General features: G+C 67.6%; 24 protein-coding genes. 10 read left to right on the top strand and 14 right to left on the bottom strand.

Features of this window, described 5'->3' with window-relative positions; translation table 11 throughout:
- Positions 1 to 54 precede the first annotated feature (54 nt).
- Complete coding sequence (locus tag ACFVVI_RS15535; protein ID WP_379312701.1) at positions 55 to 711, top strand: lysophospholipid acyltransferase family protein; 657 nt, start codon at positions 55 to 57, stop codon at positions 709 to 711.
- A 122-nt stretch (positions 712 to 833) separates the two neighbouring features.
- Positions 834 to 2,477: a fatty acyl-AMP ligase gene (locus ACFVVI_RS15530; protein WP_378993194.1), complete on the top strand. Its 1,644-nt coding sequence runs from the start codon at positions 834 to 836 to the stop codon at positions 2,475 to 2,477.
- A gap of 42 nt (positions 2,478 to 2,519) precedes the next feature.
- Here the strand turns inward: ACFVVI_RS15530 and pth are convergent, their stop codons facing one another.
- Complete coding sequence (gene pth, locus ACFVVI_RS15525; protein ID WP_387445830.1) at positions 2,520 to 3,098, bottom strand: aminoacyl-tRNA hydrolase; 579 nt, start codon at positions 3,096 to 3,098, stop codon at positions 2,520 to 2,522.
- A gap of 21 nt (positions 3,099 to 3,119) precedes the next feature.
- A complete protein-coding gene (locus ACFVVI_RS15520) occupies positions 3,120 to 3,737 on the bottom strand; it encodes a 50S ribosomal protein L25/general stress protein Ctc (protein ID WP_378993198.1) in 618 nt (205 codons plus the stop codon).
- Between the two features lie 483 nt (positions 3,738 to 4,220).
- On the opposite strand from ACFVVI_RS15520, the gene ACFVVI_RS15515 reads away from it, so the two are divergent.
- Complete coding sequence (locus tag ACFVVI_RS15515) at positions 4,221 to 5,861, top strand: peptide chain release factor 3 (protein ID WP_387445829.1); 1,641 nt, start codon at positions 4,221 to 4,223, stop codon at positions 5,859 to 5,861.
- A gap of 19 nt (positions 5,862 to 5,880) precedes the next feature.
- Here the strand turns inward: ACFVVI_RS15515 and ACFVVI_RS15510 are convergent, their stop codons facing one another.
- The gene (locus ACFVVI_RS15510; RefSeq protein WP_387445897.1) at positions 5,881 to 6,447 is read right to left on the bottom strand and encodes a nuclear transport factor 2 family protein; all 567 of its coding nucleotides are present in this window, start codon (positions 6,445 to 6,447) and stop codon (positions 5,881 to 5,883) included.
- Positions 6,448 to 6,687: 240 nt separating this feature from the next.
- A complete protein-coding gene (locus ACFVVI_RS15505) occupies positions 6,688 to 7,560 on the bottom strand; it encodes an Abi-alpha family protein (protein ID WP_378993200.1) in 873 nt (290 codons plus the stop codon).
- Between the two features lie 405 nt (positions 7,561 to 7,965).
- On the opposite strand from ACFVVI_RS15505, the gene ACFVVI_RS15500 reads away from it, so the two are divergent.
- The gene (locus ACFVVI_RS15500) at positions 7,966 to 9,180 is read left to right on the top strand and encodes a hypothetical protein (protein WP_378636028.1); all 1,215 of its coding nucleotides are present in this window, start codon (positions 7,966 to 7,968) and stop codon (positions 9,178 to 9,180) included.
- Positions 9,171 to 10,073 carry an Abi-alpha family protein gene (locus ACFVVI_RS15495; RefSeq protein ID WP_379312871.1) on the top strand — a complete coding sequence of 301 codons (903 nt, stop codon included), beginning with the start codon at positions 9,171 to 9,173 and terminating at the stop codon, positions 10,071 to 10,073. Before ACFVVI_RS15500 ends, ACFVVI_RS15495 begins: the two co-directional genes overlap by 10 nt.
- 58 nt (positions 10,074 to 10,131) lie before the next feature.
- Here ACFVVI_RS15495 and ACFVVI_RS15490 read toward each other — a convergent pair whose 3' ends face one another.
- Together ACFVVI_RS15490 and ACFVVI_RS15485 are read right to left on the bottom strand one after the other, a co-directional pair.
- The gene (locus ACFVVI_RS15490; RefSeq protein ID WP_387445828.1) at positions 10,132 to 11,922 is read right to left on the bottom strand and encodes an ABC-F family ATP-binding cassette domain-containing protein; all 1,791 of its coding nucleotides are present in this window, start codon (positions 11,920 to 11,922) and stop codon (positions 10,132 to 10,134) included.
- A 198-nt stretch (positions 11,923 to 12,120) separates the two neighbouring features.
- On the bottom strand, positions 12,121 to 13,056 hold the full coding sequence (locus tag ACFVVI_RS15485) for a 4-(cytidine 5'-diphospho)-2-C-methyl-D-erythritol kinase (RefSeq protein WP_378993204.1): 936 nt from the start codon (positions 13,054 to 13,056) through the stop codon (positions 12,121 to 12,123).
- A 153-nt stretch (positions 13,057 to 13,209) separates the two neighbouring features.
- Here ACFVVI_RS15485 and ACFVVI_RS15480 point away from each other — a divergent pair, with 153 nt between their 5' ends.
- Positions 13,210 to 13,416: a heavy-metal-associated domain-containing protein gene (locus tag ACFVVI_RS15480; RefSeq protein WP_378993206.1), complete on the top strand. Its 207-nt coding sequence runs from the start codon at positions 13,210 to 13,212 to the stop codon at positions 13,414 to 13,416.
- A 335-nt stretch (positions 13,417 to 13,751) separates the two neighbouring features.
- Here ACFVVI_RS15480 and rsmA read toward each other — a convergent pair whose 3' ends face one another.
- The 5 genes from rsmA to ACFVVI_RS15455 form a co-directional block, all read right to left on the bottom strand.
- Positions 13,752 to 14,636 carry a 16S rRNA (adenine(1518)-N(6)/adenine(1519)-N(6))-dimethyltransferase RsmA gene (gene rsmA / locus ACFVVI_RS15475; RefSeq protein WP_378993208.1) on the bottom strand — a complete coding sequence of 295 codons (885 nt, stop codon included), beginning with the start codon at positions 14,634 to 14,636 and terminating at the stop codon, positions 13,752 to 13,754.
- Between the two features lie 34 nt (positions 14,637 to 14,670).
- Positions 14,671 to 15,828 (bottom strand): lipase family protein, encoded by a 1,158-nt coding sequence (locus tag ACFVVI_RS15470; RefSeq protein ID WP_387445827.1) that lies wholly within the window; start codon positions 15,826 to 15,828, stop codon positions 14,671 to 14,673.
- Positions 15,829 to 15,949: 121 nt separating this feature from the next.
- Positions 15,950 to 16,948 carry an alpha/beta fold hydrolase gene (locus tag ACFVVI_RS15465; RefSeq protein WP_387445896.1) on the bottom strand — a complete coding sequence of 333 codons (999 nt, stop codon included), beginning with the start codon at positions 16,946 to 16,948 and terminating at the stop codon, positions 15,950 to 15,952.
- A 343-nt stretch (positions 16,949 to 17,291) separates the two neighbouring features.
- Positions 17,292 to 18,419, bottom strand: a complete 1,128-nt coding sequence (locus tag ACFVVI_RS15460; protein WP_378993213.1) for a transglycosylase family protein — start codon at positions 18,417 to 18,419, stop codon at positions 17,292 to 17,294.
- Between the two features lie 172 nt (positions 18,420 to 18,591).
- Entirely contained in the window at positions 18,592 to 19,446 is an 855-nt protein-coding gene (locus ACFVVI_RS15455) for a TatD family hydrolase (RefSeq protein WP_378993215.1), read from the bottom strand.
- Position 19,447: 1 nt separating this feature from the next.
- Here ACFVVI_RS15455 and metG point away from each other — a divergent pair, with 1 nt between their 5' ends.
- Positions 19,448 to 21,016 carry a methionine--tRNA ligase gene (metG, locus tag ACFVVI_RS15450; protein ID WP_387445826.1) on the top strand — a complete coding sequence of 523 codons (1,569 nt, stop codon included), beginning with the start codon at positions 19,448 to 19,450 and terminating at the stop codon, positions 21,014 to 21,016.
- Between the two features lie 61 nt (positions 21,017 to 21,077).
- On the opposite strand, the gene ACFVVI_RS15445 is transcribed toward metG, so the two are convergent.
- Entirely contained in the window at positions 21,078 to 22,268 is a 1,191-nt protein-coding gene (locus tag ACFVVI_RS15445) for a DUF418 domain-containing protein (protein WP_387445825.1), read from the bottom strand.
- 80 nt (positions 22,269 to 22,348) lie between these two features.
- On the opposite strand from ACFVVI_RS15445, the gene ACFVVI_RS15440 reads away from it, so the two are divergent.
- The gene (locus ACFVVI_RS15440) at positions 22,349 to 23,146 is read left to right on the top strand and encodes a TetR/AcrR family transcriptional regulator (protein ID WP_387445895.1); all 798 of its coding nucleotides are present in this window, start codon (positions 22,349 to 22,351) and stop codon (positions 23,144 to 23,146) included.
- 3 nt (positions 23,147 to 23,149) lie between these two features.
- Here the strand turns inward: ACFVVI_RS15440 and ACFVVI_RS15435 are convergent, their stop codons facing one another.
- The gene (locus ACFVVI_RS15435) at positions 23,150 to 23,902 is read right to left on the bottom strand and encodes an isocitrate lyase/phosphoenolpyruvate mutase family protein (protein ID WP_387445824.1); all 753 of its coding nucleotides are present in this window, start codon (positions 23,900 to 23,902) and stop codon (positions 23,150 to 23,152) included.
- A 33-nt stretch (positions 23,903 to 23,935) separates the two neighbouring features.
- Positions 23,936 to 24,421, bottom strand: coding sequence for a redox-sensitive transcriptional activator SoxR (soxR, locus tag ACFVVI_RS15430; protein WP_101465780.1), 486 nt, complete (start codon positions 24,419 to 24,421; stop codon positions 23,936 to 23,938).
- A 164-nt stretch (positions 24,422 to 24,585) separates the two neighbouring features.
- On the opposite strand from soxR, the gene arcA reads away from it, so the two are divergent.
- Both arcA and ACFVVI_RS15420 read left to right on the top strand, forming a co-directional pair.
- Positions 24,586 to 25,827, top strand: coding sequence for an arginine deiminase (arcA, locus tag ACFVVI_RS15425; RefSeq protein ID WP_378663679.1), 1,242 nt, complete (start codon positions 24,586 to 24,588; stop codon positions 25,825 to 25,827).
- The gene (locus ACFVVI_RS15420; protein ID WP_378993225.1) at positions 25,824 to 26,189 is read left to right on the top strand and encodes a GntR family transcriptional regulator; all 366 of its coding nucleotides are present in this window, start codon (positions 25,824 to 25,826) and stop codon (positions 26,187 to 26,189) included. Before arcA ends, ACFVVI_RS15420 begins: the two co-directional genes overlap by 4 nt.
- Positions 26,190 to 26,198 lie beyond the last annotated feature (9 nt).

Genomic DNA, 26,198 nt, shown 5'->3' with positions numbered 1-26,198 from the left:
TGCGTAGACAGTGTCTACTAGTCTGCGTAGACACTGTCTACGAAGGGTCTGCCCATGTGGTACCTGCTGTGCAAATACGTCCTCATCGGCCCGGCACTGCGCCTGCTCGGCCGCCCGCACGTCGAAGGGCTGGAGCACATTCCACGCACCGGCCCGGTGATCATCGCGGCCAATCACCTGGCCTTCATCGACTCGCTCTACCTGGCCCTGGTGATCCCGCGGCCGCTCACGTTCCTGGCGAAGCAGGAGTACTTCGCCGGCACGGGGTTGCGTGGGCGATGCAAACGCTGGTTCTTCACCGCCGCGGGCCAGGTACCGGTGGACCGCACCGGCGGCGACGCGGCCGCCGACGCGCTCGCGGCGGCCACCGCGATCCTCGACGGCGGCGGCGCCTGGGCAATTCACCCGGAGGGCACACGGTCACGGGATGGCAGGGTCTATCGTGGTCGCACCGGGGCGCTGCGCGTTGCCATGGCCACCGGGGCACCGGTGGTGCCCGTGGTCCTGGACGGTACCGATCGCATGAATCCTCGCGGTCGGAAACTGTTGCGTTTCACCAAGGTACGCATCACCGTCCACCCCGCGCGGCGCTATCCCACAGCTGTTCATCACGCCCAGGTCAGAGCGGCAACCGACCTGCTGATGCGGGAAATTGCCACGCTATCGGGTAGACCATACGTAGACCGCTACGCAGCCACCTTCGCTGGCTAGGGCGCAACAGCAGGGGTGCTGGGGCGTCAGCCCGGGTTAACACGCGTGGGGCGGGGCGGGATTTCTTGTTGGGAGTGCAGAGCACGGCCGTAACCGATCGTTGGCGTAAAGGGAGACCGACGTTGAGCAGGTTCACCGACGAAATGTTTGGCACAGCGTTGACCAGCTCCAAGGGGCTGGTCACCGGAGAGCCGGAGGCACCACTGCGGCAGACCTGGGGGGACATTCATAGGCAGGCGCGGCGGATGGCGGGTGGTCTCGCGGACGCCGGGATCGGGCACGGCGACGCCGTCGGCGTGCTGGCCGGCCTGCCGGTCGACATCGCGCCTGCCTGCCAGGCCATCTGGATGCGTGGCGCTTCCATCACCATGTTGCATCAACCGACGCCACGCACCGACCTCGCGGTCTGGGTGCGTGACACCGAAACGGTGCTGCACATGATCGACGCGAAGGCTGTCGTACTCGGCGCGCCGTTCGCGGCGGCCGAGCCGGTGCTGCGGGAACGCGGAATCATCGTGGTGCCGGTCGAGGACCTGCACCGAGGTGCCGATACCGATCCGGTGCCGACCACCGAGGGCGATATCGCGTTGCAGCAGTTGACGTCCGGTTCGACCGGATCCCCCAAGGCCGTACGGATCACCCACGGCAACTTCAACACCAACGCGTACGCGATGTTCAACCGGGTCAAATTCCAGCTCGACGACGACGTGATGATCAGCTGGCTGCCGCTGTTCCACGACATGGGGATGGTCGGATTCCTTAGCGTACCTATGCAATTCGGCGCCGAGGTGGTGTGCGTGACACCACTGGACTTCCTTGCCAGGCCACTGCTGTGGGCCGAGCTGATCGACAAGTATCGCGGAACTGTCACCGCCGCGCCGAATTTCGCGTACTCCCTGCTGGCCCGGCGCCTGCGTCAGGCCGAACCGGGCTCCCTGGATCTGTCCAGCGTGCGTTACATGTGGAACGGCGCCGAACCGGTCGATCCCGACACCATGATCGCCCTCGCGGCGGCGGGCGACCAGTTCGGGCTCAGCCCGATGGCACTCACGCCGGTGTACGGCATGGCCGAGACCACCCTGGCCGTCTCGATTCCCGACCCCGGCAACGGGCAGGTGCTCGACGTGATCGATGCCGACCTGCTCGAGGTCGTCGGCAAGGCGGTACCGATCGCCGAGGACGGCCACCACGGCACCCCGCGCAGGCTGCCCACGCTGGGGCACCTGGTCGACGATCTGGAGGGGCGCGTCGTCGACGCCGAACGTCAGCCGCTGCCGGTCCGCTCGGTCGGCGTCATCGAATTGCGCGGCCCCGCTGTCACTTCGGGCTATGTCACCGTCGACGGCTTCCGCCCCGCCAAGGACGCCGACGGCTGGCTCGACACCGGCGATATCGGCTACTTCACCGAAGACGGCCTGATGGTGGTGTGTGGGCGCATGAAGGACGTCATCATCATGGGCGGGCGCAACATCTACCCCACCGACATCGAACGAGCCGCACTGCGCGTACCGGGCGTGCGCCCCGGCAACGCGGTCGCGGTGCGCCTCGACGCGGGGGAGAAACGCGAAAGCTTCGCGGTGGTGGTCGAATCCAACGACTACCAGGAGGCCGACGAGGTGAAGCGCATCGAGCGCGAGATCGTCCACGAGGTCTTCGCCGAAGTGGGCTCGCGCCCGCGCACCGTGGCCGTGCTCGGCCCCGGAGCTCTCCCGAAGACCTCCTCGGGCAAACTCCGCCGCTCGGCCACCGCGGTGCACCTGCGCTGAGAACGAACTCGGCGCGCCAAGTGCCTTGGCGCGCCGAGTGTCTCAATGCAGGTTGTTCTGGGCTGCTTCCAGCCCGACCTTCAGCAGCAGCTCCACCGCGTCGGCGGCCTGCTCCACGATCACCGGAACCTCTTTGCGCTCCGGCGCGGCGAAGGGCTTGAGGACGTAGTCGGCCGGATCCTGTCGACCGGGCGGGCGCCCGATCCCGATCCTGGTCCGCAGATAGTCCTTGGTGGTCAACGCCTGCGAGATAGACCGCAGCCCGTTGTGACCACCCTCGCCGCCGCCCTGCTTGAGCTTGAGCGTCCCGAACGGCAGATCCAGCTCGTCGTGGATCACGATCACCTGGTCCACCGGCACCGAGAAGAACTTCGCCAGCGCGGCCACCGGCCGCCCGGACAGATTCATATAGGTGCGCGGCTTCGCGATGAGGATCTGACGCCCGTCCAATCGCGCCTGGAGCAGATCGGCACCGGACTTCTTGTGCACGGCAAAACGGCCGCCGACGCGCTCGGCGAGCACATCGGCGACCAGGAAGCCCACATTGTGGCGGGTGCGCTCGTACTCGGGGCCTGGGTTACCCAGTCCGACTACGAGCGCGGGCCCGGAAGATTCGGTCACAGGCCGAACCGTAGCGCAGTCTTACTCGGACTCGGGAGCGGTCTCCGCGGTCTCGGCCTCGGCGCCTTCGCCCTCTTCGTCCAGCTTGGCGGCCGACGGCGCTTCGATCACGTTGACGATCAGCGACTCCGGGTCGCCGGCCAGGGTGACACCGGCGGGCAGCGCGATGGAGCCGGCCAGGATCTGGGTGCCCGCCTCGATGCCCTCGACCGAAACCTCGATGGTCTCGGGGAGCTTCATCGCGTCGGCCTCGATCGACAGGGTGTTGGCTTCCTGGGTGATCAGGGTGCCGGAAGCGGCCTCGCCGGTGACGACGACGTTGACGTCGGTGGTGACGCGCTCGCCACGCTTGACGATCAGCAGGTCGGCGTGCTCGATGTAGCGACGGATCGGGTGCACGACGACCGACTTGGTCATCGCCAGCTGCGGCTGGCCGTCGATCTGCAGGTTCAGGATGGCGTTGGTGCCGTGCAGGCGCAGGATCGCGGCGAACGCCTTGGCGTTCAGCGACAGGTGCTGCGGCTCGGCGTGGTGGCCGTACAGCACGGCGGGCACGTTGCCGTCGCGACGGGTGCGGCGGGCGGCACCCTTACCGAATTCGGTGCGGACGGCAGCTTCGATCAGATTGGCGTCGGACATACTGAATGCGCTCCTACGGCTGGTCATGGGTGACCCAACTCCGGGGTCAAGGTCTACTCGTCGGACGAAAGAACGAACGAGGACGGCCCAAACAAACTCAGCCGAGCCGCGTCGATCACGGTGTGCGCACCAAACGGGCACTCACCCTCGCCGAGACAACCCGCCAACCATACCGCATAGCAATCCGCGATCTGAAACCGCCATGACCGCACTCCGAACCCCCACCTGCGACCCATAGGGAGCAGCGGCCACAAAGTGGCCGGTCGCGGCCGGGTCGCCGGTCAGCCGCCGGGGCGTACGCGACGAAGGAGCAAGCCCCGGTGGCTAACCGGCGGCCCCCCAGGGGCCGCGACTCGAGCGCGCCAGCGCTCCAAAAAACACAGCGTCAAACCTCCTGGGACTACCGAACAATTGATCCCCCCTGTGACCACCCCTTCAGCCCCTCGTACCCTGGAAAGGCTGCCCCCACCGAAAGGCTCCCCTTTGTCCGAGTCCGGAGAGAACGTCGCCCCCACCCCCCGCGGGTTACCCGCCGAGGTGGCCCGTCGGCGCACGTTCGCCGTGATCTCGCACCCCGACGCGGGTAAGTCGACGCTCACCGAAGCGCTGGCCCTGCACGCCAGGATGATCTCCGAGGCGGGCGCCATCCACGGTAAGGCCGGTCGCAAGTCGACGGTGTCGGACTGGATGGAAATGGAGAAGGCGCGCGGTATCTCGGTCAGTTCGACCGCGCTGCAGTTCAACTACCGCGCCGCCGGGTCCGATATCGACAATGTGATCAACCTCGTCGACACCCCCGGCCACTCCGATTTCTCCGAGGACACCTACCGGGTGCTCACCGCCGTCGACGCGGCGGTGATGCTGATCGACGCGGCCAAGGGCCTCGAGCCACAGACGCTCAAGCTGTTCCAGGTGTGTCGCCACCGCGGCATCCCGGTGATCACCGTGATCAACAAGTGGGACCGGCCGGGTCAGGCCCCGCTCGAACTGCTCGACGAGATCAGCGAGCGGATCGGCCTCACCCCCACACCGCTGTTCCTGCCGGTCGGCATCGCGGGCGATTTCCGCGGCCTGCTGCGTCGCGGACCGGACGGCGAGGCCGCCGAGTACATCCACTTCACCCGCACCGCCGGTGGCGCGACCATCGCACCCGAGGAGTACCTGACCGCCGACGAAGCCGAAGCCCGCGAGGGTGAGGCGTGGACCACCGCGGCCGAGGAGAGCGAACTGCTCTCGGCGACCGGGCAGGACCACGATCAGGAGATGTTCCTGGCGGGCCAGACCTCGCCGGTGATCTACGCCTCGGCCATGCTGAACTTCGGTGTGCGCCAACTGCTCGAGACGCTGGTGCAGCTCGCGCCCGCGCCCGGCTCACGCGAGGACGTGACGGGCAAGGAACGCACGACCGGTGACCCGTTCAGCGCGGTGGTGTTCAAGGTGCAAGCGGGCATGGACACCGCCCACCGCGACCGGTTGGCGTTCATGCGGATCGTCTCCGGCGAATTCGAGCGCGGCATGGTGGTGACCCACGCGCAGACCGGTCGCCCGTTCGCCACCAAATACGCGCTGACGGTCTTCGGCCGCGAGCGCACCACGGTCGACACGGCCTACCCCGGCGATGTGGTCGGCCTGGTCAACGCCACCGCGCTCGCGCCGGGTCACACGTTGTTCGTCGAGAAGAAGGTGGAGTACCCACCGATCCCGAGCTTCGCCCCCGAGCATTTCGCGACGCTGCGCGCGCAGAGCGCCGGCAAGTACAAGCAGTTCCGCAAAGCCATCGACCAGCTCGATTCCGAGGGCGTGGTGCAGGTGCTGCGCAACGACGCGCGCGGTGACGCCACCCCGGTGCTGGCCGCGGTCGGTCCGATGCAGTTCGAGGTGGTCACCGCGCGGATGCAGGGCGAGTTCAACGTCGAGACCCAGCTGGATTTCCTGCCCTTCACGCTGGCACGGCGCACCGACGCGGAGTCGGCGCCCGAACTGGATCGCCAGCGCGGGGTCGAGGTGTTCACCCGTACCGACGGCGTGATCCTGGCGCTGTTCAGCGACAAGTGGCGGCTGCAGTACATCGAGAAGGAACACCCGAAACTCACGCTGGAACCGCTGGTCGCGACCGCGGACTGACGCTGTCTGGGCCGGAGGTTCAGGCGGCAGGCCCGGGATTGCGTTCCACCGAGGAGATGTGGTTCTCCTGGGCGATCATTCCCCAGCGGCTCGCGGTGAGCCGCAGGCTGGGCAGATCGCTGAGCGAGAGCACTACTTCGTAGGTGCGCTCGTATCCGGTGTGCGAGATGCGCCAGTGCCCGTCCTCGCAGCGCACATAGCTGTCGGTATAGAAGGCCGCGCCGCGCAGACACATGTTGTGTTCGGGAATGATCACCGTGTCGGCCAGATACCAGGTGCCGGAGGCGGTGTCGCCGTCGACATCGATCTCGGGGTGGTCGCAGCGATGCTCGGTGATCACGTGCGGTCCGAGGGTGTTGCGCAGGAAGGCCAGGAAGGCCTCGCGCGACTCGAACTGCAGATACTCGCTATAGGTGGCCGTCGCCTCGGGGACCAGGGTATCGGCGAACTCGTCCCACGACTTGGTGTCCAGGCTGCGCAGATAGCGGTATTTCAGCCTGCCGATCGCGATGCGATCGTCGGGGTCGTCCGGCGGGCGCTCGATGGGTGCGGGCTGTTCGTCGTCGTCCGACGGCGCTGTCACCATCCATGCCTCCCCCGAGTCCGCCCCGGCGACCAACGGCTCGTCCTCGCCGGGCAGCACCGGCGCAGGCCCTGCCCACGCGGCCGCGACGGGTTCGTCGACGTGCACGTTCGGTGATTCCGGGCCCTGCTCCATTTCTCCACGATCCCACCAGAAACGGCTCGCCGCCCGTTCTGTATCAGATCGCTATCACTGCCGAAACCGGAGTGTGACCTCCGGCGCCGGCCGGCCCGGCTGTCTGAGCTACCCGATGGTGAAGCAGGTGCGGCAGAAATCCTCGCCGAATTCCGACAGACGCAGGCTCTTGCGCACGATCTTGGGCGCGCGGCCCGCCTTCTTGAGCGCGTGTTCCACGACGGGCTGCACTTCCAGCACCATGTACCGGCTCAGCACCACCGGATCGTCGGAGGTGAGCGTGAGGCCGAGGCGGTTGAGATTGATCAGGTAGGACCGAGCGCGGTCCGGGTAGCGCACGCCCGCCTGTTCGGGGACCGAGGTGAGGTCGCCCTGCACCAGCTCCGAGCCGATGCCGAGCGGGCGGTTGGTGCGCACGTCGACCGAGGGTTGCGGACCGTTGAGGGCCATGAATCGCAGGATGCGGGCCTCGTCGGGAGCGACCTCGTCGAGGATGCGGTCGTAGGCCGGGTGCACGTCCTCGGTGAAGTACACGTCGGCCGAGCGGGCCAACAGCGCGTCGCCACGTCGCCGCAGGTCATCGGTAGTGGCCGAGCGCAGGTACGGGCCGACGGTGATGGCCTGCTGCGACGAGCCGTTCGGCGTCGGCACATAGCTGACGATCTCGCGCACCGACCCCTCGGTGACGCCGAGTGCGCTGCGCGCGATGGAGCGCAGGGCATTGCCGGTGCGCTCGGCGATATCGGCGGAGGATTCGCCGTCCAGCGCCGCCTGCGCCAGCTCCTTGGTGACCTCGTAGGTGGTGCCGACAGCCCATTGGCTGCCGCGCACCGCGGTACCGGCGGCCAATCCGGCGGCGCGGAAGACGCCACGGATCAGCCGTGCTTCATTACTGATCTGTCGCTGCTCGACGTCCGAGCTGCGCTCGACGGCGCGGGTACCGGCACGGGCCAGGTCCTGTCCGGTCCTGTCGTCTGTCACGTCCTACTCCGAAGTCTCGCCATGTGAACAGTGCCACCACCTACCGCGCGTCCCCTCTGCACGGTATTTGTGGCCTGTCACGAAAGGTGGTGGTGGTCATTGTGTCCGACTCGCCAAGACGAGTACGTCATTCGGGACAGGTTCTGTGACTGATGTCTCAGACACTACCCTGTGGCCTGACACACGACGAATGGACCCAGTTCCTCATCTCACAGTAGGGTCACCTCGCCGCGGGGGTGATAAATTTTTGGTTCTCGGTGAGGCGGTGGTCACCGGGTATCGGCAGGAGGGCGTGTCGTGTTGGAGAGTGTGTTCGGGTTACACCCGACACTCCTGCTAGAAATTCTGACCATTCCTCTTTTCACAGGAATTATCGGTTACATAACCAACTGGTCCGGCATTCTCATGCTGTTCCAGCCGATCAAATTCCACGGATTCCGACTGCCCGGTCTGCGCGCGGTCTTCCCTTATCTGCCCAAGCGGATCCAGGTATTGCCGCTGCTCAGCTATGACGGCCGGATCGGCTGGCAGGGCATCGTGCCCTCGCGTGCCGACAAGATGGCCAGCATCGCGGTCGACAAGGGCCTGTCCAAGCTGGGCAGCGTCGCCGACTTCTATCGCGAGCTCGACCCGGAGAAGCTGGCCGAACATCTGGCCGAGGTGGCCGACGCGCAGATCCGCGACATCGTCGAGGTGATCTTGCGCCGCGAGCATCCCCAGCTCTGGTACAACCTGCCTGTTCAAGTCAGGGAAATGATCCATCAGCGGGTGCGTTCGCAACTGCCGGAGATCCTGCGCGACCTCACCATGGAACTCGGCGCCAATATCGATCAACTGCTCGATGTGAAGCAGATGGTGATCCGCTACTTCCAGGCCCGACCCCAATTGCTCAATCAGCTGTTCCAGGTGCTCGGCGCCAAAGAGCTTCGGTTCATGCAGAACTTCGGCTTCTACTTCGGTGCACCCTGCGGCCTGCTGCTGGTGCTGGCACTGCACACCACCGGGCTCTCGGCGCTGGTCGTGCTGCCGGTCGGCGGGATCATCATCGGCTGGGTGGTGAACTGGATCGGGATCAACATGATCTTCGCGCCCGCCACACCGAAGTGGTGGTGCCCGTGGCGGCAGGGTTTGCTGATCAAGCGCCAGCCCGAAATCACCGCGGGTTACGCGGCATTGGTGTCCACCGAGGTCGTCACGGTGGCCAACATCGGCGACGAACTGCTCAACGGACCGCGCTCGGACCGGACCCTGCAGATGCTCGAGGACACCCTGCGCCCGGCCGCCGACCGTGCGCTCGGGCCCGCGCGGCCCGCGGTGAAATTCATGCTCGGCAGCCGCGAATACGACTCGCTGCAAACAACTCTCACCACGCAAGCCATGACGATCGCGCCCATGGCGTTCGCCGACCCCGCGTTCAATGCTCAGCAGAGCAGGCAGGTCAACGATTACATCGCCCGGCAAATGTCCGCACTTTCTCCCCATGACTTCGTGGACATGCTGCGCTCGGCGATCAAACAGGACGAATGGTTGCTTTTTGTCCATGGCGGCGCGCTGGGACTGCTCGCCGGATACGCTCACATCCTGGTCTTCGGAACAGGAGTAGCGACGACATGGATGTAGACGACGGGACCCCGTCCACCGACATGGTGCGACGATCGGTACCGCCGCTCGAGGTATCCCACGACAGGCGTGGCCTGCTGCCCGTCTCACCGGTGCGCACGGTTCGGGCTGCGACCGGGGTGGCGCGCGTCGCGCTGACCGCCGCCTCGGGAATGACGCTGTGGACCCTGGACACCGCGCTCGGGGTGACCGTCACGGTGTTGCGCGGCAGCATGGCGGGCAACCCGCCCAACGAGGTGCTCGCCGAAGCGGAAACCGAAGTGCGCGACCGGCTCCGGCACGCCCTCGGCCTGCCGACGGGCGCCGAACACCACCGCGAGGACGGCACGCCGACTCTGCGTGAGCAGGGCGCCGAACTGCTGCGCCTGTCCGCCAGCACCACCGCCGCACAGCCCGACACCCATCCGGCCTATCCCGGGATTCTCGCCGAGATCACGCCGGACGAGGCACGGATCCTGCGCTTCCTGCACGTCGACGGGCCGCAGCCCGCCATCGATGTGCGCACCGGGCGGCAACGGGCGTTCGGTGGCGAGCGGTTGATCAGTGGACTGACGATGCTGGGCGACCACGCCGGCCTGCGGTTTCCGAACCGGGTGCCGCAGTACCTGCCCAACCTGCGCAGGCTCGGGCTCATCGAGTCCACCCGCGAACCCGTCGGCAACCCGCACCGCTACCAGGTCATCGAAGCCCAGGAGCAGGTGCGGGAGGCGTTGAAGCGCCCCGGTTTCGGTACGAAGGTGAGCTACCGCAGCATCCTGCTCACCGAATTCGGCGCCGACTTCGTCCAGACGTGTTTACCGGTCGTCATCAACGACGGCCGCGAAACCACTGGTCCGCCTCCCCGCGACTTCGGGCCGGACTCGAGTGCGCGGTCACGGAGCGTCGGCGGCTGACAGCAGGACTCCCGCCGAGTCAGCCCGTACCCCGGGAGTTACCCATGTGCGTGCGAGATCACTGGTCGGCGGCTTCTGCCAACTCCATCCAGCGCTCTTCCGCCGCTTCTTTTTCGGCGACAACTTCCTTCAGCTCGGCTCCCAGCTTGACCAGCTTGTCCGGGTCTGTCGCGGCGTCGGCGAGGGCGGCATGGAGTTTCTGTTCGCGCTCGTCGAGTTTGGCGATGCTGCGTTCGACCTTCGACAGTTCCTTGCGGGCGGCGCGGCGGTCGGACGAATCCGTCGAGGTGCCACCGGTCTTCGCGGTGAGCGGCTTGGCGTTGCCTGCCATGGTGGCGCGCTTGGCGAGATAGGAATCGATGCCGCCGGGCAGGTTGGTGAGTTTGCCGTCGCCGAACAGGGCCCAGGTGGAGTCGCAGATGCGCTCGACCAGGTAGCGGTCGTGACTGATGACCACCAGCGTGCCCGCCCAGTTGTCGAGCAGATCCTCGAGCTGCTGCAGGGTGTCGATGTCGAGGTCGTTGGTCGGCTCGTCGAGCAGCAGCACGTTCGGTTCGGCCATCAGGATGCGGGTGAGCTGCAGGCGACGGCGTTCACCACCGGAGAGGTCACCGACCGGGGTGCGCTGGCGGGCCGGGGTGAAACCGAGCCGTTCGGCGAGCTGACCGGCCGAGATCTCCTTGTCGCCGAGCATGATTCGCTGTGCGACCTGCTGCACGGCCTCCAGCACTCGCATATCGGTGGGCAGGTCGTCGAGTTCCTGCCGCAGCCAGCCGATCTGCACGGTCTGGCCCTGGATCCGATTGCCCTTGGCGGGTTCGGTCTCCCCGGCCAGCGCGCGCAGCAGCGTGGTCTTGCCCGACCCGTTCACACCGACCAGGCCGACCCGCTCGCCCGGCGCGAGCCGCCAGGTGAGGTCGTCGACCAGCACCCGGCCGTCGGGGGTGGTGAGGGCGGCATCCTCGAGTTCGATCACCACGCGGCCCAGGCGCTTGCGGGCGAACGCGGCCAGCGAGACCGAGTCGCGCGGCGCGGGCACATCGGCGATCAGTGCCTCGGCGGCCTCGACGCGATAGCGCGGCTTGGAGGTGCGGGCCTTGGCGCCGCGCCGCAGCCAGGCCAGCTCCTTGCGTGCCAGGTTCTGTCTGCGCGACTCCGAGGCGTCGGCCTGACGTGCGCGTTCGGCACGGGCGAAGATCCAGTCGCCGTAGCCGCCCTCGTAGGTCTCCACCTTGCCGCCGACGACCTCCCAGGTGCGGTTGGCGACGGTGTCGAGGAACCAGCGATCGTGGGTCACGACGACGAGCGCGGTGCGCCGGGCGACCAGGTGTTCGGCCAGCCACTGCACACCCTCGATGTCGAGGTGGTTGGTCGGCTCGTCGAGGACCAGCAGGTCCAGGTCGCGCACCAGCGCCGCCGCCAGGGCGACGCGGCGGCGTTCGCCACCGGAGAGGTTCGTGACGAGGGTGTCCAGGCCCAGATCGGCGATGCCGATGCCTTCGAGGATCGAGCGCACGCGCGAGTCGGCGGCCCACTGGTGGTCGGCGATGTCGGCGGTCGACAGGTCGTCGGACAGCCCGGCGAACACGATCGAACCGATGCTGGCGCCCTCGGGCAGCACGCCGCGCTGGGTGACCACGGCCATCCGCAGCCCGCCCACTCGGCTCACCCGGCCCTTGTCGGGCGGCTCCAGTCCGGTCAGGACCTCGAGCAGCGTGGTCTTACCGCCACCGTTGAGGCCCACCACCCCGATCCGTTCCCCCGCGTGAATTCCGAGGGAGACGTCATCCAGCAACGGCTTGACGCCGAAGCTCTTGGAGACCTGTTCCAGGTTGATCAGGTTGGGCATTGCCGCCTCTCCGCGACTTCAGGCCAGACATAGGTGCGGGGTTGCGGTGCGTCGGCGTCCGACGGGGGGATTGCTGGACCAGTTGGCCCGTTCCCGGTGAATTACCCATGTTCGTGCGAGATCTGTTGATTGCGATCATAGTGGACGCCGCCGGTCGCTCTGACCGGCACTGCGGCGGCCGGACTCAGCTGGTGGTCGTCAGCGTTTGGAGTGTGCCTCGGTGTCGAGCACGCGGGCGCCCTGAACAGGACCGGTGGCCGTGCGCACGCTGCGGCACACGCCCGCGCCTGCCAGCTCCGCGGCGACACCGATCGCGGCCTCCTCCGATTCGCAGAGGAACGCGCACGTGGGCCCCGACCCCGAGACCAGCCCGGCCAGGGCGCCCGCGCCGACGCCCGCGCGCAGCGTGCGGCGCAGTTCCGGTTTCAGGGAGAGTGCCGCGGCTTGGAGGTCGTTGCCGAGTAGCGGCGCGAGGGTGTGCGGGTCGCCGGCGGCCAGTGCCTGCATGAGTTGCTGGGGATCACCGAGGCGCGGCGGCTCCCCTTCGGCGCGTAGCCGGTCGAGTTCGCGAAAGACCGAGGGGGTGGACAGACCGTCCTTGGCCAGCGCGAGGACCCAGTGAAAGGTGTTGCGCGACAGCACCGGAAGCAGGCGTTCGCCGCGGCCGGTGCCCAGTGCGGTGCCGCCGTGCAGGGAGAACGGGACGTCGCTGCCGAGTTCGGCGGCGATCGTGGACAGTTCCTCACGGGTCAGGCCGAGGTCCCACAGCTCGTTCAGCCCGACCAGGGTCGCGGCCGCGTCGGCGCTGCCGCCCGCCATACCACCGGCCACCGGGATGCCTTTGGTGATCGCGATCTCGACCAGCGGGGCACGGCCCGCCAGATGCGCCAGGCGGACCGCGGCCTTCCAGACCAGGTTGGTGCGGTCGGTGGGCACCTCGGCGGCGCCTTCGCCGCTCACCCGCACGGAAAGCGAGGCAGAGGGGGCCAGACGGAGGTCGTCGGCGAGGGACAATGCTTGGAACACGGTGGTCAGGTCGTGGTATCCGTCCGGGCGCAGATCAGCGACTCCGAGATGCAGGTTCACCTTCGACGGAGCTCGCACGACGACCGGGCTGGGCACAACTGACAGCACGATTCCCCAGCGTAATAGGTTCCACCGACTAGTACGCACGCCGAATGCCCGGCACTCGGCCCAGGGGTTGCGTCAGGTACCCTTGGGGGGTATGTTCGTTCGTGTCGGGGACATACCCCTGGACCGTATGTTGGAAGAGCGAAGGAGCCGGCCATGGCCACCACCACCTACACCGTCACGGGGATGACCTGCGGACACTGCGTGAGCTCGGTCAAGCAGGAGATCGGCAAGATCGATGGCGTCACCGGCGTGGAGGTCGACCTCGCCAGCGGCCTCGTTCGCGTCGACAGCTCGGGCGAACTGGCCGACGCCGATGTTGCCGCCGCGGTCGACGAAGCGGGCTACGCGCTGAGCGCCTGACACCACCCGTGCTGGGCGAGCGCGTCCAGCTCGCCCAGCATCGACCCGGTTCGCGACAACGCCCCCGTTCACCGTGGGTTCACCCACGTCAGGACGCGTCACGAATCATCCACAACGTCATCCACATCTTTCCCCGGACGTGGTGCGACACAAATTTCCGGGTTCCACCGGGAGCGCCGTCCGCCGAGCATGATCAACTCCGAGTGCCGCGAAAACCGGTTGTCCACAATTGCTTTCACAGGGGCACCACAACCCGCGCCGGTGAACGGCCGGTGTACTGCGGGTTCTCCTGCGGGAGCCCACGATTCGCCGCGCGGGCGTACCGCTCGCGCCGATCAGGTCGTCGCGGCCAACCGGACGAACGCCGACGTCTCCAGGGTCTCGCCCCGTGCCGTCGGATCGATCCCGGCGGCGACGAGCCGGCGCTCGGCCTCGGCAGGCGAGCCCGCCCACCCGGACAGCGCCGCCCGCAACGTCTTTCGCCGCTGCGCGAACGCCGCGTCGATCACCTCGAACACCCGCCTGCGATGCGCGTCGTCCATCGGCCACGGCGCTTCGGCGTATCGGTCGATCCGCACCAGACCCGATTCGACGCGCGGCACCGGCCAGAAGACCTGCGTCCCCACGTGACCGGCCCGCCGGACCTTTCCGAAGAAACCCGCCTTGACACTCGGCACCCCGTACACCCGGTTCCCCGGCTCGGCGGCAAGCCGGTCGGCCACTTCCGCCTGGACCATCACCAGCGACACCATGATGCTGGGCAACGTCGCGAGCAGGTGCAACAGCACCGGCACGGCCACGTTGTACGGCAGGTTCGCCACCAGCGCGGTCGGGACGGCGGGCAACTGCTCCGGACGCACCCGCAGCGCGTCCGCCTCGACCACGCGCAGACGCTCCACCAGGCCCGGCGCGCGATCGGCGACGGTTTCGGGCAGATAGTTCGCGAGCACGGGGTCGATTTCGACGGCGACCACCTGGTCGACCACGTCGAGCAGCGCCAACGTCAGCGAGCCGAGACCCGGGCCGACCTCGAGTACGGTGTCACCCGCGCCGACACCCGCCGCGGACACGATGCGCCGCACGGTATTGCCGTCGTGCACGAAATTCTGTCCGAGCTGCTTGGTGGGTCGGACGCCGAAACGCTCGGCCAGGGTCCGCACCTCGGCGGGACCGAGCAAGGCGGCACGGCTACCTCGAGCGGAATTCTCTGGTTCGGACACTGCTAGAACCTACCAACCTTGTTGATCGGGCAGCTCAGCGCTGTGTCGGGGCCGCGTTGACGCGCGCGAGGAAACCGTCGATGGCGGCGAGCTGCTCGGGCGAGACCGAGCCGTGCTGGCCGTTGCCGAGGACCACCTGCTGGTCGACGCCGTTGGCTGCGAACTGGGCGACCAGCGCCGCGTGCAGCGGCGACGGCACGACCATGTCGGCGACGTTCATGGACAACAGGATCGGGGCATCGTAACCACTGGTCGGCAGCATCATGTAGGCCGCGAGCGGATCGCGCAGCGGTGCGAGCGGGCGGGCCAGCAGGTCGGCGGAGGTGACGCCCTTGGTCGACGCAAGGATCTCGTCCAGGCACTGGCTGCCCGCGGCGTCGACAATTTCCTTGCCGCGCGGAGTCAGGTAGGAGTCGATGCCGAGCGCGGGGTCAGTGGCGCGCAGACCGGCCAGGATGCTGACGATGAACGAGGTGGTGGCGCTGGAAAGCCCCGGCACCATCGGCGTCGTCGGGCTGACGAACGGCAGGATCTTCTCCACGTCCGAGGCTGGGTCGATCGCGGCGACACCACGGAAGTCGAGCTCAGGGGCGTACTCAGCCTGCACGTGCGCCGCGCTCAGCGCCGCGTGACCACCCTGTGAAACGCCGAGCACGCTCCAGGTGCGCGAGAGGTCGTGGTTGGCGGCGCGGGCAGCACGGACCAGATCGATCGTCGCAGTTGCCTCGCTGCGCACCTCGAGGTACGGGTGCGGGCCGGTGTCGAATCGGCCGAGGCCGAGGTAATCGGGCGCGACGACGGCGAAGCCCTGGTCGACGAACCGCTTCAGCAGCCGGTCCTCCCCCCCGCGCTGCTGTTGGAAGGGCGCGGTCTCCGGATCGGCCTGACCACCGCAACCCGGGCCGGAGCCCGACGTGCCGTGGTCGTATGCCAGGATCGGCCAGCCGCCGACCGGTGCGTCACCTTCGGGCAGGAACATCGCGCCGCTGGCCGGGCGCTGGACGCCGGCCGAGTCGGTCATCCAGTACTCGACCGACGAGCCACGGTCGAGCCCGTGCCAGCCCGCGGGTTCGGCCTGCACCGAGATGAGCGAACCGGGCGCCTCCGCGGCGGCCGGAGCGAATCCGGCAGCGGTCAGCGCACTCGCGACCAGCGTGGCGACGAAGGTCGCGCGAATCGGGTTGTTCAGCACAACTCAGTCTCCCTACCAGGCGATCACGATCTTGGACGAGTGTACAGATCAGGGCGGGCCGGGCCCTGGATCAACCGGCATCCATGCAGACCGATGGGCAGTGCCGGAGAGCGGCAGGCGATCAGCGCACCCGGGCGAGGAACTCATCGATCGCGGACCACATCGCGGGATTCAGCTCGCAGTGACTGCCCGTCCCGACCACCGGTGTGTAGTTCACGCCGCCCGCGGTGAACTGGGCGGCCAGTGCCGCGTGCAGTGGCGAGGGCACCGTGCGGTCGGTGGCGTTGACCAGCAGCAGGATCGGCGCGTCGTAACCGCTGGTCGGCACGGTCATGTAGTCGGCCATCACCGACCGCAGCGGCTCGTCGCCGAGGGAGCGGCTGAGCATCGCGCCCAGCGTCAGATCAGCGACCCGGTCGTCGATGGCGTCCGAGCACAGGGCGCCGATCTCGTCGATGACCTGGCGGCCGAGCGGGCTGAGATAGCTGTCGACCTGCGCGTCCGGGCGGGCAGCGCGCAGTCCGGCCAGGATGCTGGCCGAGAACCCCAGAATCCCGCCGCTGAGGCGATCGGGATTGCCCGGCCCGAGCAGCGTGGCCACCTTCTCCACGTCCGATTCCGGGTCGATCGCGATGGTCCCGCGGAAGTCCAGCTCCGGCGCGTAACTGGCCTGCCGGTGCGCGGTGCCGAGCGCGGCCTGCCCGCCCTGCGACATCCCCGTCGCCACCCACACCGGCGAGAGATCATCGCGCACAGAATGCGCGGCCCGGAGCATGTCGATGGTGGCAGTGGCCTCGGTGTCGATGCCGAGATACGGATGCGGACCGGTATCGAACCTGCCGAGCCCCAGATAATCCGGCGCGACGACAGCGAACCCTTTCGACACCAGATACCGCAGGAAAACATCCTGCCCCACTTGCGATTCCGGCCACGGTGCCCCCGCCGGATCCGACTGTCCCCCACACCCCGCCCCGAGCCCGGTAGTCCCGTGGTCATAAGTGACAACAGGCCAACCACCCGCAGGCGCAACACCACTCGGCAAATACAGCGCACCGCTGGCGGGCTGCGACACACCGCCCACCCCGCGCGTCCAGTAGTCGATGACCTGAGCCCCCGACATCCCGTGGAATCCATCCCCCTGCGGAACAACCGCGATAACAGTCCCCGGAGCCTGCGCATGCGCCACCGGCAGCGGCACACACACCCCGACCCCCGCCGACAGAACCGCCGCGGCCACCGAACGCCACCAGGCCGAAACCCTACGCATCACAACCACCCGTCGACTCGTCACCGACCCGACTCCGCCGCACGAGCACAGCAGACCCGGCGAAACGAGAGCACGCTAACAGGCTGGGCTGTTCCGCCTCTGCGCGTGTCCAGCGTGTCGCCCGGAGCCCGAGTGCCAGTTCTCGGCCCCACGCCGGAGTGGAGGTGGCTGAGAGTTACCTACTGTTCTTGCGAAATCAGCTGATTCCCAGGCGTCCGGTGCACGCGGGCCAGGCGCCCCAGCCCTGACGGGCCCGCGTCACCTCGGCGATCGCGATCTGCTCTTCGCGGCTGGCCAGGTCGGCGCGCGGTGCGTACTTCAAGCCACCCTGGCGTTCCCAGGTGCTCTGATCGAACTGGATGCCGCCGTAGTACCCGTTGCCGGTGTTGATCGCCCAGTTCCCCGTCGACTCACACTTGGCCAGCGCATCCCACACCGCACCGTCACGCACCGGCGGAACCTCGGTCCCCGGCTTGGCGCCCTTGCGGATCGTCTTGTTCTGCGCGGGCGTGATCACATTCGAATGCACCTGCACGCGTGAGGCTTCGACGCCGTTCACCATCTTCACCGCGAACGTCGCCTCGTGCAGACCGGGCATCCCCGGGTTCTCCACCACGGTGCGGCTCATGTTCATGGTCACGTCCTCGATCACCGTTTCGGTGGGATCGAGCGGCAGGGTCTCGGTGCGCTGTTCGGTGCGCTGCCGGGTGACGACGACCTGCATGCCCTCGGCGAGGGGGGTCGTGGCGGCGGGCTCGGTGAAGTCCTCGTCCTTCAACGGAACGCCCGCGGCCGTGAGGAATTCACCGATGGTCGCGGCGGCGAGGCGCACATCGACCGGGGCTGCGCCACCGTCGACCAGCGCGATGGTGCGCGGGGTGTACACACTCAGCGCCGCACCCGCGAGGGGCAGTTTCTCGGTGCGCGAGGGCAACACGTGGGTGTCGGACGGGATCTGCATCGATGCCAGCGCGTCGCCCGCGGTGGTGCCGGTGGTCCACACCTTGCGCTCGACACCGTCGACGGTGACGGTGATCTCGCGGCCCCGGTTGAAGGTGATGGTGGCGCCGTCACCGACCTTGGCGCTCGCGGCGGGGATCACCTCGTCGTGTTCGGCGATCTCGTAGCCCGCGTCGGCCAGGATGGCGCGCACGTCGCGCGACATCGTCGAGAGCTCGGTCCGTTCGCCGTCGATGACGATCGCGACCGTCTTGTGGTTCACGATGGCCAGCGAGGCGCCGACGAGAAGAATCAGCAGCATGGCCGCCACCGCTGCGAACAGCAGCGGTGAACGTGACGAGTTGATCCGCGCAAAAGCTGACATGATTACAGGACGATAACGACGCGGTGCGCGGTAGACAACACCAGGCCGCCCGAACAGCGGGATCGTAGATCACAATTCGATATAGACCGCGCTGGTAGATAACGATGTCAGCAGAGGAATGTGAGCCGACTCACGTTTAATGTCCAGCCCCCTGTCGATCCGGCGAAACGGACTACCGAATCCGATACAGCCTGCGCGCGTTGGCGGTGGTGATCTCGGCCAGCGTCTGCGGGTCCTGTTCCCGCACTTCGGCGAGCGCGCGGACGGTGTACGGCAGGCAGTACGACTCGTTCGGCGCACCGCGATACGGGTGCGGTGTCAGATACGGCGCATCGGTTTCCACCAGGATCTGGTCATCGGGCACCAGCTTGGCGGCCTCGCGCAATTCGTGCGCGTTCTTGAAACTCACCGTGCCCGAGAAGCTCAGCACGTACCCCTCCGCCACGCACGCCTCGGCCATCGTGGCGTCCGAGGAGAAGCAGTGGAAGATCACCGTGTCCGGCGCACCCTCGTCGAGCAGCACCGTGAGCAGGTCGTGGTCGGCTTCGCGGTTGTGGATCATCAGCGGTTTGCGCACGCGTTTGGCCAGGTCGATGTGCCAGCGGAAACCCTCGATCTGGGTTTCGATGTCGGCGCAGCCGTCGAGCTTGCCCGGCCAGTAGTAGTCGAGGCCGGTCTCACCGACCGCGACCACGCGCGGGTCGGTGGCGAGGTGCTCGAGCTCGGCCTTCGCCGTGTCGTCGAGGGCGTTGGCCCGGGTGGGATGCAACGCGACAGCGGCGTACACCCGCGGATCCCAGTTCGCGGCCCGCACGGCCCACTGCGCGGCGGCGAGATCGTCGGCGACGGTCACCACGTGCCCGACACCGGCCGAGGCGGCCCGGTCGACGATGGCCGCGGTCGACGCGGCATCGGTTGCGCCACAGGCATCGAGGTGGGTATGCGCGTCGATCAGGGGCGCGAGCGGCGGCGGAACAGGCGGAGCCGGACGATTCGTGTTTGCCACCCGGATTAGAGTAGTGCCCATCATGAGTGCAGCCGAAGGCGCCGAGGCGCCCGCCTTCTACGTCACGACGGCCATCGCGTACCCCAACGGTGTGCCGCATATGGGCCACGCGTACGAGTACATCTCCACCGACGCGATCGCCCGCTTCAAGCGACTCGACGGTTACGACGTGTTCTTCATGACCGGCACCGACGAGCACGGTCAGAAGATGCAGCAGACCGCCGCCACCGAAGGCATCCCGGTGCAGGAGCTCGCGGCCCGCAATTCCGACGTCTTCGAGGCGATGGACAAGGCGCTCGACATCTCGTTCGACCGCTTCATCCGCACCACCGATGACGACCACATGGCCGCGAGCGTCGCCATCTGGGAACGGATGCTCGCCAATGGCGACATCTACCTCGACAACTACTCGGGTTGGTACTCGGTGCGCGACGAGGCCTTCTACAACGAGGACGAGACCACCCTCCTCGCCGACGGCACCCGCGAGTCCACCGAGACCAAGACCCCGGTCACCTGGTCCGAGGAGTCGAACTACTTCTTCAAGCTCTCGGAGTATCAGGACAAGCTCCTCGCCCTCTACGAGGAGCGGCCCGAGTTCATCGCACCCTCGACGCGGCGCAACGAGATCGTCAGCTACGTCAAGTCCGGGCTGAAGGACCTGTCGATCTCCCGCACCACCTTCGACTGGGGTGTTCCGGTCCCCGGCGCGCCCGACCACGTGATGTACGTGTGGGTCGACGCGCTCACGAATTACTTGACCGGCGTGGGCTTTCCGAACACCGACTCCGCCGCGTTCGAGAAGTTCTGGCCCGCCAACCTGCACATCATCGGCAAGGACATCACCAAGTTCCACACGGTGTACTGGCCGGCGTTCCTGATGTCGGCCGGGATCGCACTCCCCGACCGGGTGTTCGTGCACGGGTTCTTGTACAACAAGGGCGAGAAGATGTCGAAGTCGACGGGCAATGTCGTCGACCCGCTCTCGCTGGTGTCCACCTACGGCCTCGACCAGGTGCGGTTCTTCCTGCTGCGCGAGATCTCCTACGGCCAGGACGGCAGCTACAGCAACGACGCCATCGCGGGCCGCATCAACGCCGACCTGGCCAACGAGTTCGGCAACCTGGTCCAGCGCAGCCTGACCATGGTCAACAAGAACTGCGACGCCAAGTCCCCCACGCCCGGCGAGTTCACCGACGAAGACCGTGCGCTGCTCGACCGCGCGAACGGGCTGCTCGCCAAATGCCGCGCCGAGTTCGACGTCCAGCAGATGCACCTCGCCCTGGAAGCCATCTGGCTCACCCTCGGCGAAACCAATCGCTACTTCTCCGCCAATGCCCCCTGGGCACTGCGCAAGTCGGGCACCGCAGAAGACCTGGCCCGCATGGCGACGGTCCTCTACGTCACCCTCGAGGTGGTCCGCATCGTCGCCATCCTGGTCCAACCGGTGATGCCGGGCTCCGCGGCCAAGATCCTGGACCTGCTCGCCCAGGAAGGCCGCACCTTCGCCGACATCGCCACTCCCCTGGCTCCCGGTCTCGACCTGCCCGCGCCGGAGCCGGTCTTCCCGCGCTACGTCGAGCCCAAGGAATAGTCGAACGAACGGTGGCGCACGGCCTTTCGCGGTGCGCCACCGTTCGGAATCGCCGGGTACCTCAGCCCACCGCGGCCGGCAGCGTTCGCCAGGCCGGTCTGCGACCGATGGTCACCCATCGCAGGATCCATTCGGCGGGGCCGTATCGATGCCGGCGCAACCACAGCGCGCTCACCCAGAGTTGCGCCAGGAAAACGAGCAGCGCCAGCGCCATCGTCGTCAACGGCGACAAGCTGCCGGCCGCACCGAATCCGACGCCGGTGAAGATCACCAGGCCGATCGCGGACTGCCCCAGGTAGTTGGTCAACGCGATCCGTCCCGCGGGCGCGAGCGCCGAGCGGATCCACGCGGTGCGCGGACTGTGCATCAAACGCAGCAACGTCGCGACGTAGGCGGCAGCGAGCAACGGTGCGGTGGCGACGCTGACGGCGACCGCGAGCGTGTGCCCGGTACCCCCGCCGAGCGTGTACACCGTGCTGCCCACCAGTCCCACCGGAAAGCCGACCCACTGGATTCGCCGCAGGATCGGTTCGTCGCCGCGGACCCGCGCGAACAGTTGCCGGCGACCCGCGACCATGCCGAGCAGGAACATCGCCAGCGCGGTGGGGCCCTGCAGACTGACCGCCTGCAGGATCAGCAACACCAATCCGTCGAGGTGCTGGCCGATGATGTCGCCCCAGCCGCCCAGCATCGCCGAGGTGGCCTGTTCGGCGTTCGCGTGCGCCACCTCCGGCGCGGGCAAGAAGCTCGCGGTGTCGAGGAAAAGCCCGCTCAGCAGCAGGCTCGCCAGCACGACGCCGTACAACGCGGCGGCTACCCGCAGCGCCGTTCGATCCCGGCATCGCCGCATCCAGAACAGCACCAGGCAGGCCAGCGCGTAAGTGGTCAGCACGTCGCCGCCGTACAGGAAGACGATGTGCAGCACGCCGAGCACGAACAGCCCCGCGATCCGGCGCAGCATGCGCGGTTCGAAGGCCACTGCGGCGGCGGCCGCCGATTCCATCTGCAACGTGAAGCTGTAGCCGAACAGGAACGAGAACAGCACATAGAACTTCATGTCGACGAACACCGACGACAGGCCGCGCACAGCGTCGTCGAGGGGCGAGGTGAAGGCGGGATCGATGACCAGATTGCCGGGATATCCCGAGGCCATGAAGGTGATGTTGACGACGAAGATGCCGAAGAGCGCGAAGCCGCGCAGCGCGTCGACGTCGCGCACTCGCGGTCTGGGGGCGACCAGTTGATCGGTCATGCGGTTGCCAACCTCTCGGATAGCGGCAGCACTAATTATCCCTGGGATACTATCTCAAGGATAGTAATCGCGTGGATAGTATGTGCCCGCAGCCGACCGACGCTGCCCGAACCCAGGAGGAAGTCTCCGCGATGACCGACGAGCCGGTGCCCGCCGACCTGAGCAGACTCTGGCGACTACCGGATCGAGCGCGGCTCGGCCGACCGGCGGAGCTCGACGTCGAACGCGTCGTGCGCGCCGCGGTGGAGCTGGCCGACCGGCGCGGCATCGGGGCGGTGACCCTGGCCGAAGTCGCCTCGACCCTCGGCTTCACGAAGATGGCGCTCTATCGCCACGTCGGCTCAAAGAACGAACTGTTCGAATTGATGTCCGATCTCGCACTGGGCCCCGCACCGGACATCAGTTCCGACCCCGGACAGTGGCGCACCGGACTGCGCCGATGGGCGCACGCCCTTCGCGGGGTCCTACTCGCGCACCCGTGGCACGCGCAACTGCCGATCAGCGGACCACCCCGTGGACCCCACGCGATCGGTTGGCTGGACGCCGCGCTGCGCGCCCTCGCCGCGACCGAGCTCGATTGGGCGACCAAAGTGGGCATCGTGATGCTGGTGGACATGCATGTGCGGCAATCGAGTCTGCTCACCCAGCAATTGACGGACGCCAGGCAGGGCACCGGCCTGGACGAGGCCGACGTCAACCAGCACTACGGCGCGGCGCTGGCCCGGCTGGTCGATCCCCACACGCTCCCGCAGGCGGCCGCGCTGTTCGCCTCACCGCTGTTCCAGTCGCCGCCCGACGATCCGGCGGACGGCGACTTCGTCTTCGGCCTGGAACTGATCCTCAACGGCGTCGCCGCGGAGGTCGAAGGTAAGGCCTAGCGGCTATTTCCAGGCAGCCAGCAGGTTGGTCGCCTCGGCGCCCAATGCGGCCTGAAGGAACGGGCCGAAGCTGATGCGGGCGACGCCGAGGCCGGCGAAGTAGTCCTTGGCCGGGCTACCCGGTTGGCCGATCGCGTTGACCGGCAACGGCAGCTCGGTGGTGAGCCGGCGCAGGTCGGCGTCGGCGTGCTTGCCCACCGGGTAGAGAACGTCGGCACCCGCTTCGGCAGCCAGGGTCAGGCGGGCGATGGCACGGTCGAGGCGATCGGCCTCGTCGCCGTCCTGACGCACGAACAGGTCGGTGCGGGCGTTGACCACGACGTGCACGCCCGCCGCGTCGGCGGCTTCGCGCAGGCCGCGGACCAGGTCCGCGTGTTCGACGGGCGAACGCAGGCGCTTGCCCTCGCTGTGCACCGTGTCCTCGATATTGAGGCCGACAGCGCCCGCGGCGAGCAGGCCGTCGATCAGTTGCAGCGGTTCGAGGCCGTAGCCGGATTCGATGTCGACCGAGACCGGGACCTCGACCGAGGCGGTGACCTGGGTGACGCGGGCCAGGAGTTCGTCGAAACTCATCCCCTCACCGTCGGCGCGGCCGATCGAGTCGGCGACCGGGTGGCTGCCCATGGTCAGGCCCGAAAAACCGGCCGCCACAGCGACATTCGCCGACCATGCGTCCCAGACGGTCGGCAGCACCACCGGATTTCCCGGACGGTGCAGTTCGAGCAGAGTCTTCGCCTTGGCATCCAGTGAAGTCATACCCGCGATGATGCCCGAGGCATCCGACAAGAGCTATACGCAGCCGGATTTCGGCGGGCAGTTCACCTGGACATCGAGCACGCGCGCACCAGGACCCTCCGCACCGAGCCGGTCGTGCTCGTTGACGAGTTTGCACGAGCCGAGCGACAGGCAGCCGCAGCCGATGCAGCCGGTCAGGTTGTCGCGCAGGCGCACGAGCTGGGTGATGCGGTCGTCGAGATCCTCACGCCAGGTGGTCGACAGGTTCTCCCAGTCGCGACGAGTCGGGGTGCGCCCCTCGGGGAGCCGGTCCAAGGCCGAGCGAATCTCACTGAGTGGGATACCGACCCGCTGCGAGATACGGATGAAGGCGACCCGGCGCAAGGTCTCGCGAGAATATCGACGTTGATTGCCACTGGTTCGACGGCTCGATATGAGACCTTCGCGTTCGTAGAAGTGCAACGCGGACACTGCAACTCCACTACGATCGGATAGCTGCCCGGGGGTCAGCTCCTTCGTTTGCCAATCGGCCATCGTCATCTATAGCTCCTCCCACTACCACCTAAACAATACTTCAGGTATTCGTGTCGTGTACGAAAAATGGGCGGAACACGCGCCCGAGCGGCGGTCACCGACGAGCAGCCGCGGCCGAACCCAGCGCGTTGCAGCTCGCAGACACGCGGTCCTCGCATTACGGTTTGCAGATGGGAACCGCCCCCGACTCGCGCCTGACCGTCACCTCCGAGGTCGGCCAGCTACGGACGGTGCTGCTGCACCGCCCCGGCGCAGAACTACGCCGACTCACCCCGAGCAACAACGACCAGCTGCTGTTCGACGGCATCCCCTGGGTCGAGCGCGCACAAGCCGAACACGACGCCTTCGCCACCGTACTGCGCGAGCGCGGCGTAGAGGTGCTGTTACTGGCAGACCTGCTGACCGAAACCCTCAGCGCCAGTGGGGCAGCCAGGATCCAGGGCATCTCGGCGGCAGTCGACGCGCGCAGGCTCGGCCACGGCCTGGCCGACCAGCTCGCCGCCGAACTGCGTAAATTCGACGCCCCCGCGCTCGCCGACATCCTGATGGCCGGAATGACCTTCGACGAGCTGCCGTTCGGCCCCGACGCCACCTCGCTGGTGCGGCGCATGCACCACGGCGGCGATTTCGTCGTCGATCCGCTCCCGAATCTGCTGTTCACCCGCGATTCCTCGTTCTGGGTCGGCCCGAAAGTCGCGATCACCTCGCTGGCCCTGCCCGCCCGCAGCCGCGAGACCTCCATCACCGATCTCGTCTACGCGTTCCATCCACGTTTCCTCGGCGTGCGCCGGGCCTACGAGTCACACACCGCGCCGATCGAAGGCGGCGATGTGCTGCTGCTCGCCAAAGGTGTTGTCGCCGTGGGTGTCGGCGAGCGAACAACCCCCGCGGGCGCGGAAGCGCTGGCGCGCAGCCTGTTCGACGACGAGCTCGCGCACACCGTGCTGGTGGTGCCGATCGCGCAGAACCGGGCCACGATGCACCTCGACACCGTCTGCACCATGGTCGACACCGACGCGGTGGTGATGTATCCGGGCGTGCGGAAATCGTTGGAGGCGTTCACCATCCGCCGCGAGGACGGCTTCTCCGGACGCGGTGACCTCGAGCGCATCAGCATCACCGGACCCGAACCGTTCCTGCCCGCCGCCGCCGCGGCGATGGGCATTCCGAAGCTGCGCGTGATCGACACCGGCCGCGAGGGGCCCGACGCCGAACGCGAACAGTGGGACGACGGCAACAACACCCTCGCCCTCGCGCCCGGCGTGGTCGTGGCCTACGAACGCAACGAGATGACCAACTCGCGCCTGACCGAGGCGGGTATCGAGGTGGTCACCATCAGCGGCTCGGAGCTGGGCTCCGGCCGCGGCGGTCCGCGCTGTATGTCCTGCCCGCTGTCCCGAGACGAGGTGTGAGCATCGTGTTCCACGTCGAGCTGTCCACCGATTCCTCGCAGCCGCCCTACGAGCAGCTGCGCATGGCCGTGATCGAGCAGGTCCGCGCGGGCACCCTCCCCGCGGGCACCAAGATCCCCACGGTCCGCGCGCTGGCCGCCGATCTCGGCATCGCCCCCAACACCGTCGCCCGCGCCTACCGCGAACTGGAGTCCGACGGCGTGCTCGAAACCCGTGGCCGCCAAGGCTCTTTCATCGCCTCCTCCGGCGACCCCACCCGCGATATCGCCAGCCGCGCCGCCGTCGACTACGTGACCACGGTCCGGCGGCTCGGACTCGACGACGCCGACGCGATCGCCTTCGTCCACCGCGCCCTGGACTGACTGCCCCGG

It is taken from the genome of Nocardia sp. NPDC058114 (genome assembly GCF_042884695.1).
Classification (GTDB): Bacteria; Actinomycetota; Actinomycetes; order Mycobacteriales; family Mycobacteriaceae; genus Nocardia.
This window is presented reverse-complemented; position numbering and strand designations above follow the sequence as displayed.

Bases quoted from the DNA above. Each gene is read 5' to 3' on its own strand.
- ACFVVI_RS15480 (WP_378993206.1), top strand. From the start codon at position 13,210: ATGGCCACCACCACCTACACCGTCACGGGGATGACCTGCGGACACTGC.
- ACFVVI_RS15460 (WP_378993213.1), bottom strand. From the start codon at position 18,419: ATGTCAGCTTTTGCGCGGATCAACTCGTCACGTTCACCGCTGCTGTTC.
- ACFVVI_RS15455 (WP_378993215.1), bottom strand. From the start codon at position 19,446: ATGGGCACTACTCTAATCCGGGTGGCAAACACGAATCGTCCGGCTCCG.
- ACFVVI_RS15435 (WP_387445824.1), bottom strand. From the start codon at position 23,902: ATGACTTCACTGGATGCCAAGGCGAAGACTCTGCTCGAACTGCACCGT.
- soxR (WP_101465780.1), bottom strand. From the start codon at position 24,421: ATGACGATGGCCGATTGGCAAACGAAGGAGCTGACCCCCGGGCAGCTA.
- ACFVVI_RS15440 (WP_387445895.1), top strand. From the start codon at position 22,349: ATGTGCCCGCAGCCGACCGACGCTGCCCGAACCCAGGAGGAAGTCTCC.
- ACFVVI_RS15535 (WP_379312701.1), top strand. From the start codon at position 55: ATGTGGTACCTGCTGTGCAAATACGTCCTCATCGGCCCGGCACTGCGC.
- arcA (WP_378663679.1), top strand. From the start codon at position 24,586: ATGGGAACCGCCCCCGACTCGCGCCTGACCGTCACCTCCGAGGTCGGC.
- ACFVVI_RS15520 (WP_378993198.1), bottom strand. From the start codon at position 3,737: ATGTCCGACGCCAATCTGATCGAAGCTGCCGTCCGCACCGAATTCGGT.
- ACFVVI_RS15500 (WP_378636028.1), top strand. From the start codon at position 7,966: ATGCTGTTCCAGCCGATCAAATTCCACGGATTCCGACTGCCCGGTCTG.
- ACFVVI_RS15445 (WP_387445825.1), bottom strand. From the start codon at position 22,268: ATGACCGATCAACTGGTCGCCCCCAGACCGCGAGTGCGCGACGTCGAC.
- ACFVVI_RS15465 (WP_387445896.1), bottom strand. From the start codon at position 16,948: ATGTCGGGGGCTCAGGTCATCGACTACTGGACGCGCGGGGTGGGCGGT.
- ACFVVI_RS15510 (WP_387445897.1), bottom strand. From the start codon at position 6,447: ATGGTGACAGCGCCGTCGGACGACGACGAACAGCCCGCACCCATCGAG.
- ACFVVI_RS15490 (WP_387445828.1), bottom strand. From the start codon at position 11,922: ATGCCCAACCTGATCAACCTGGAACAGGTCTCCAAGAGCTTCGGCGTC.
- ACFVVI_RS15495 (WP_379312871.1), top strand. From the start codon at position 9,171: ATGGATGTAGACGACGGGACCCCGTCCACCGACATGGTGCGACGATCG.
- metG (WP_387445826.1), top strand. From the start codon at position 19,448: ATGAGTGCAGCCGAAGGCGCCGAGGCGCCCGCCTTCTACGTCACGACG.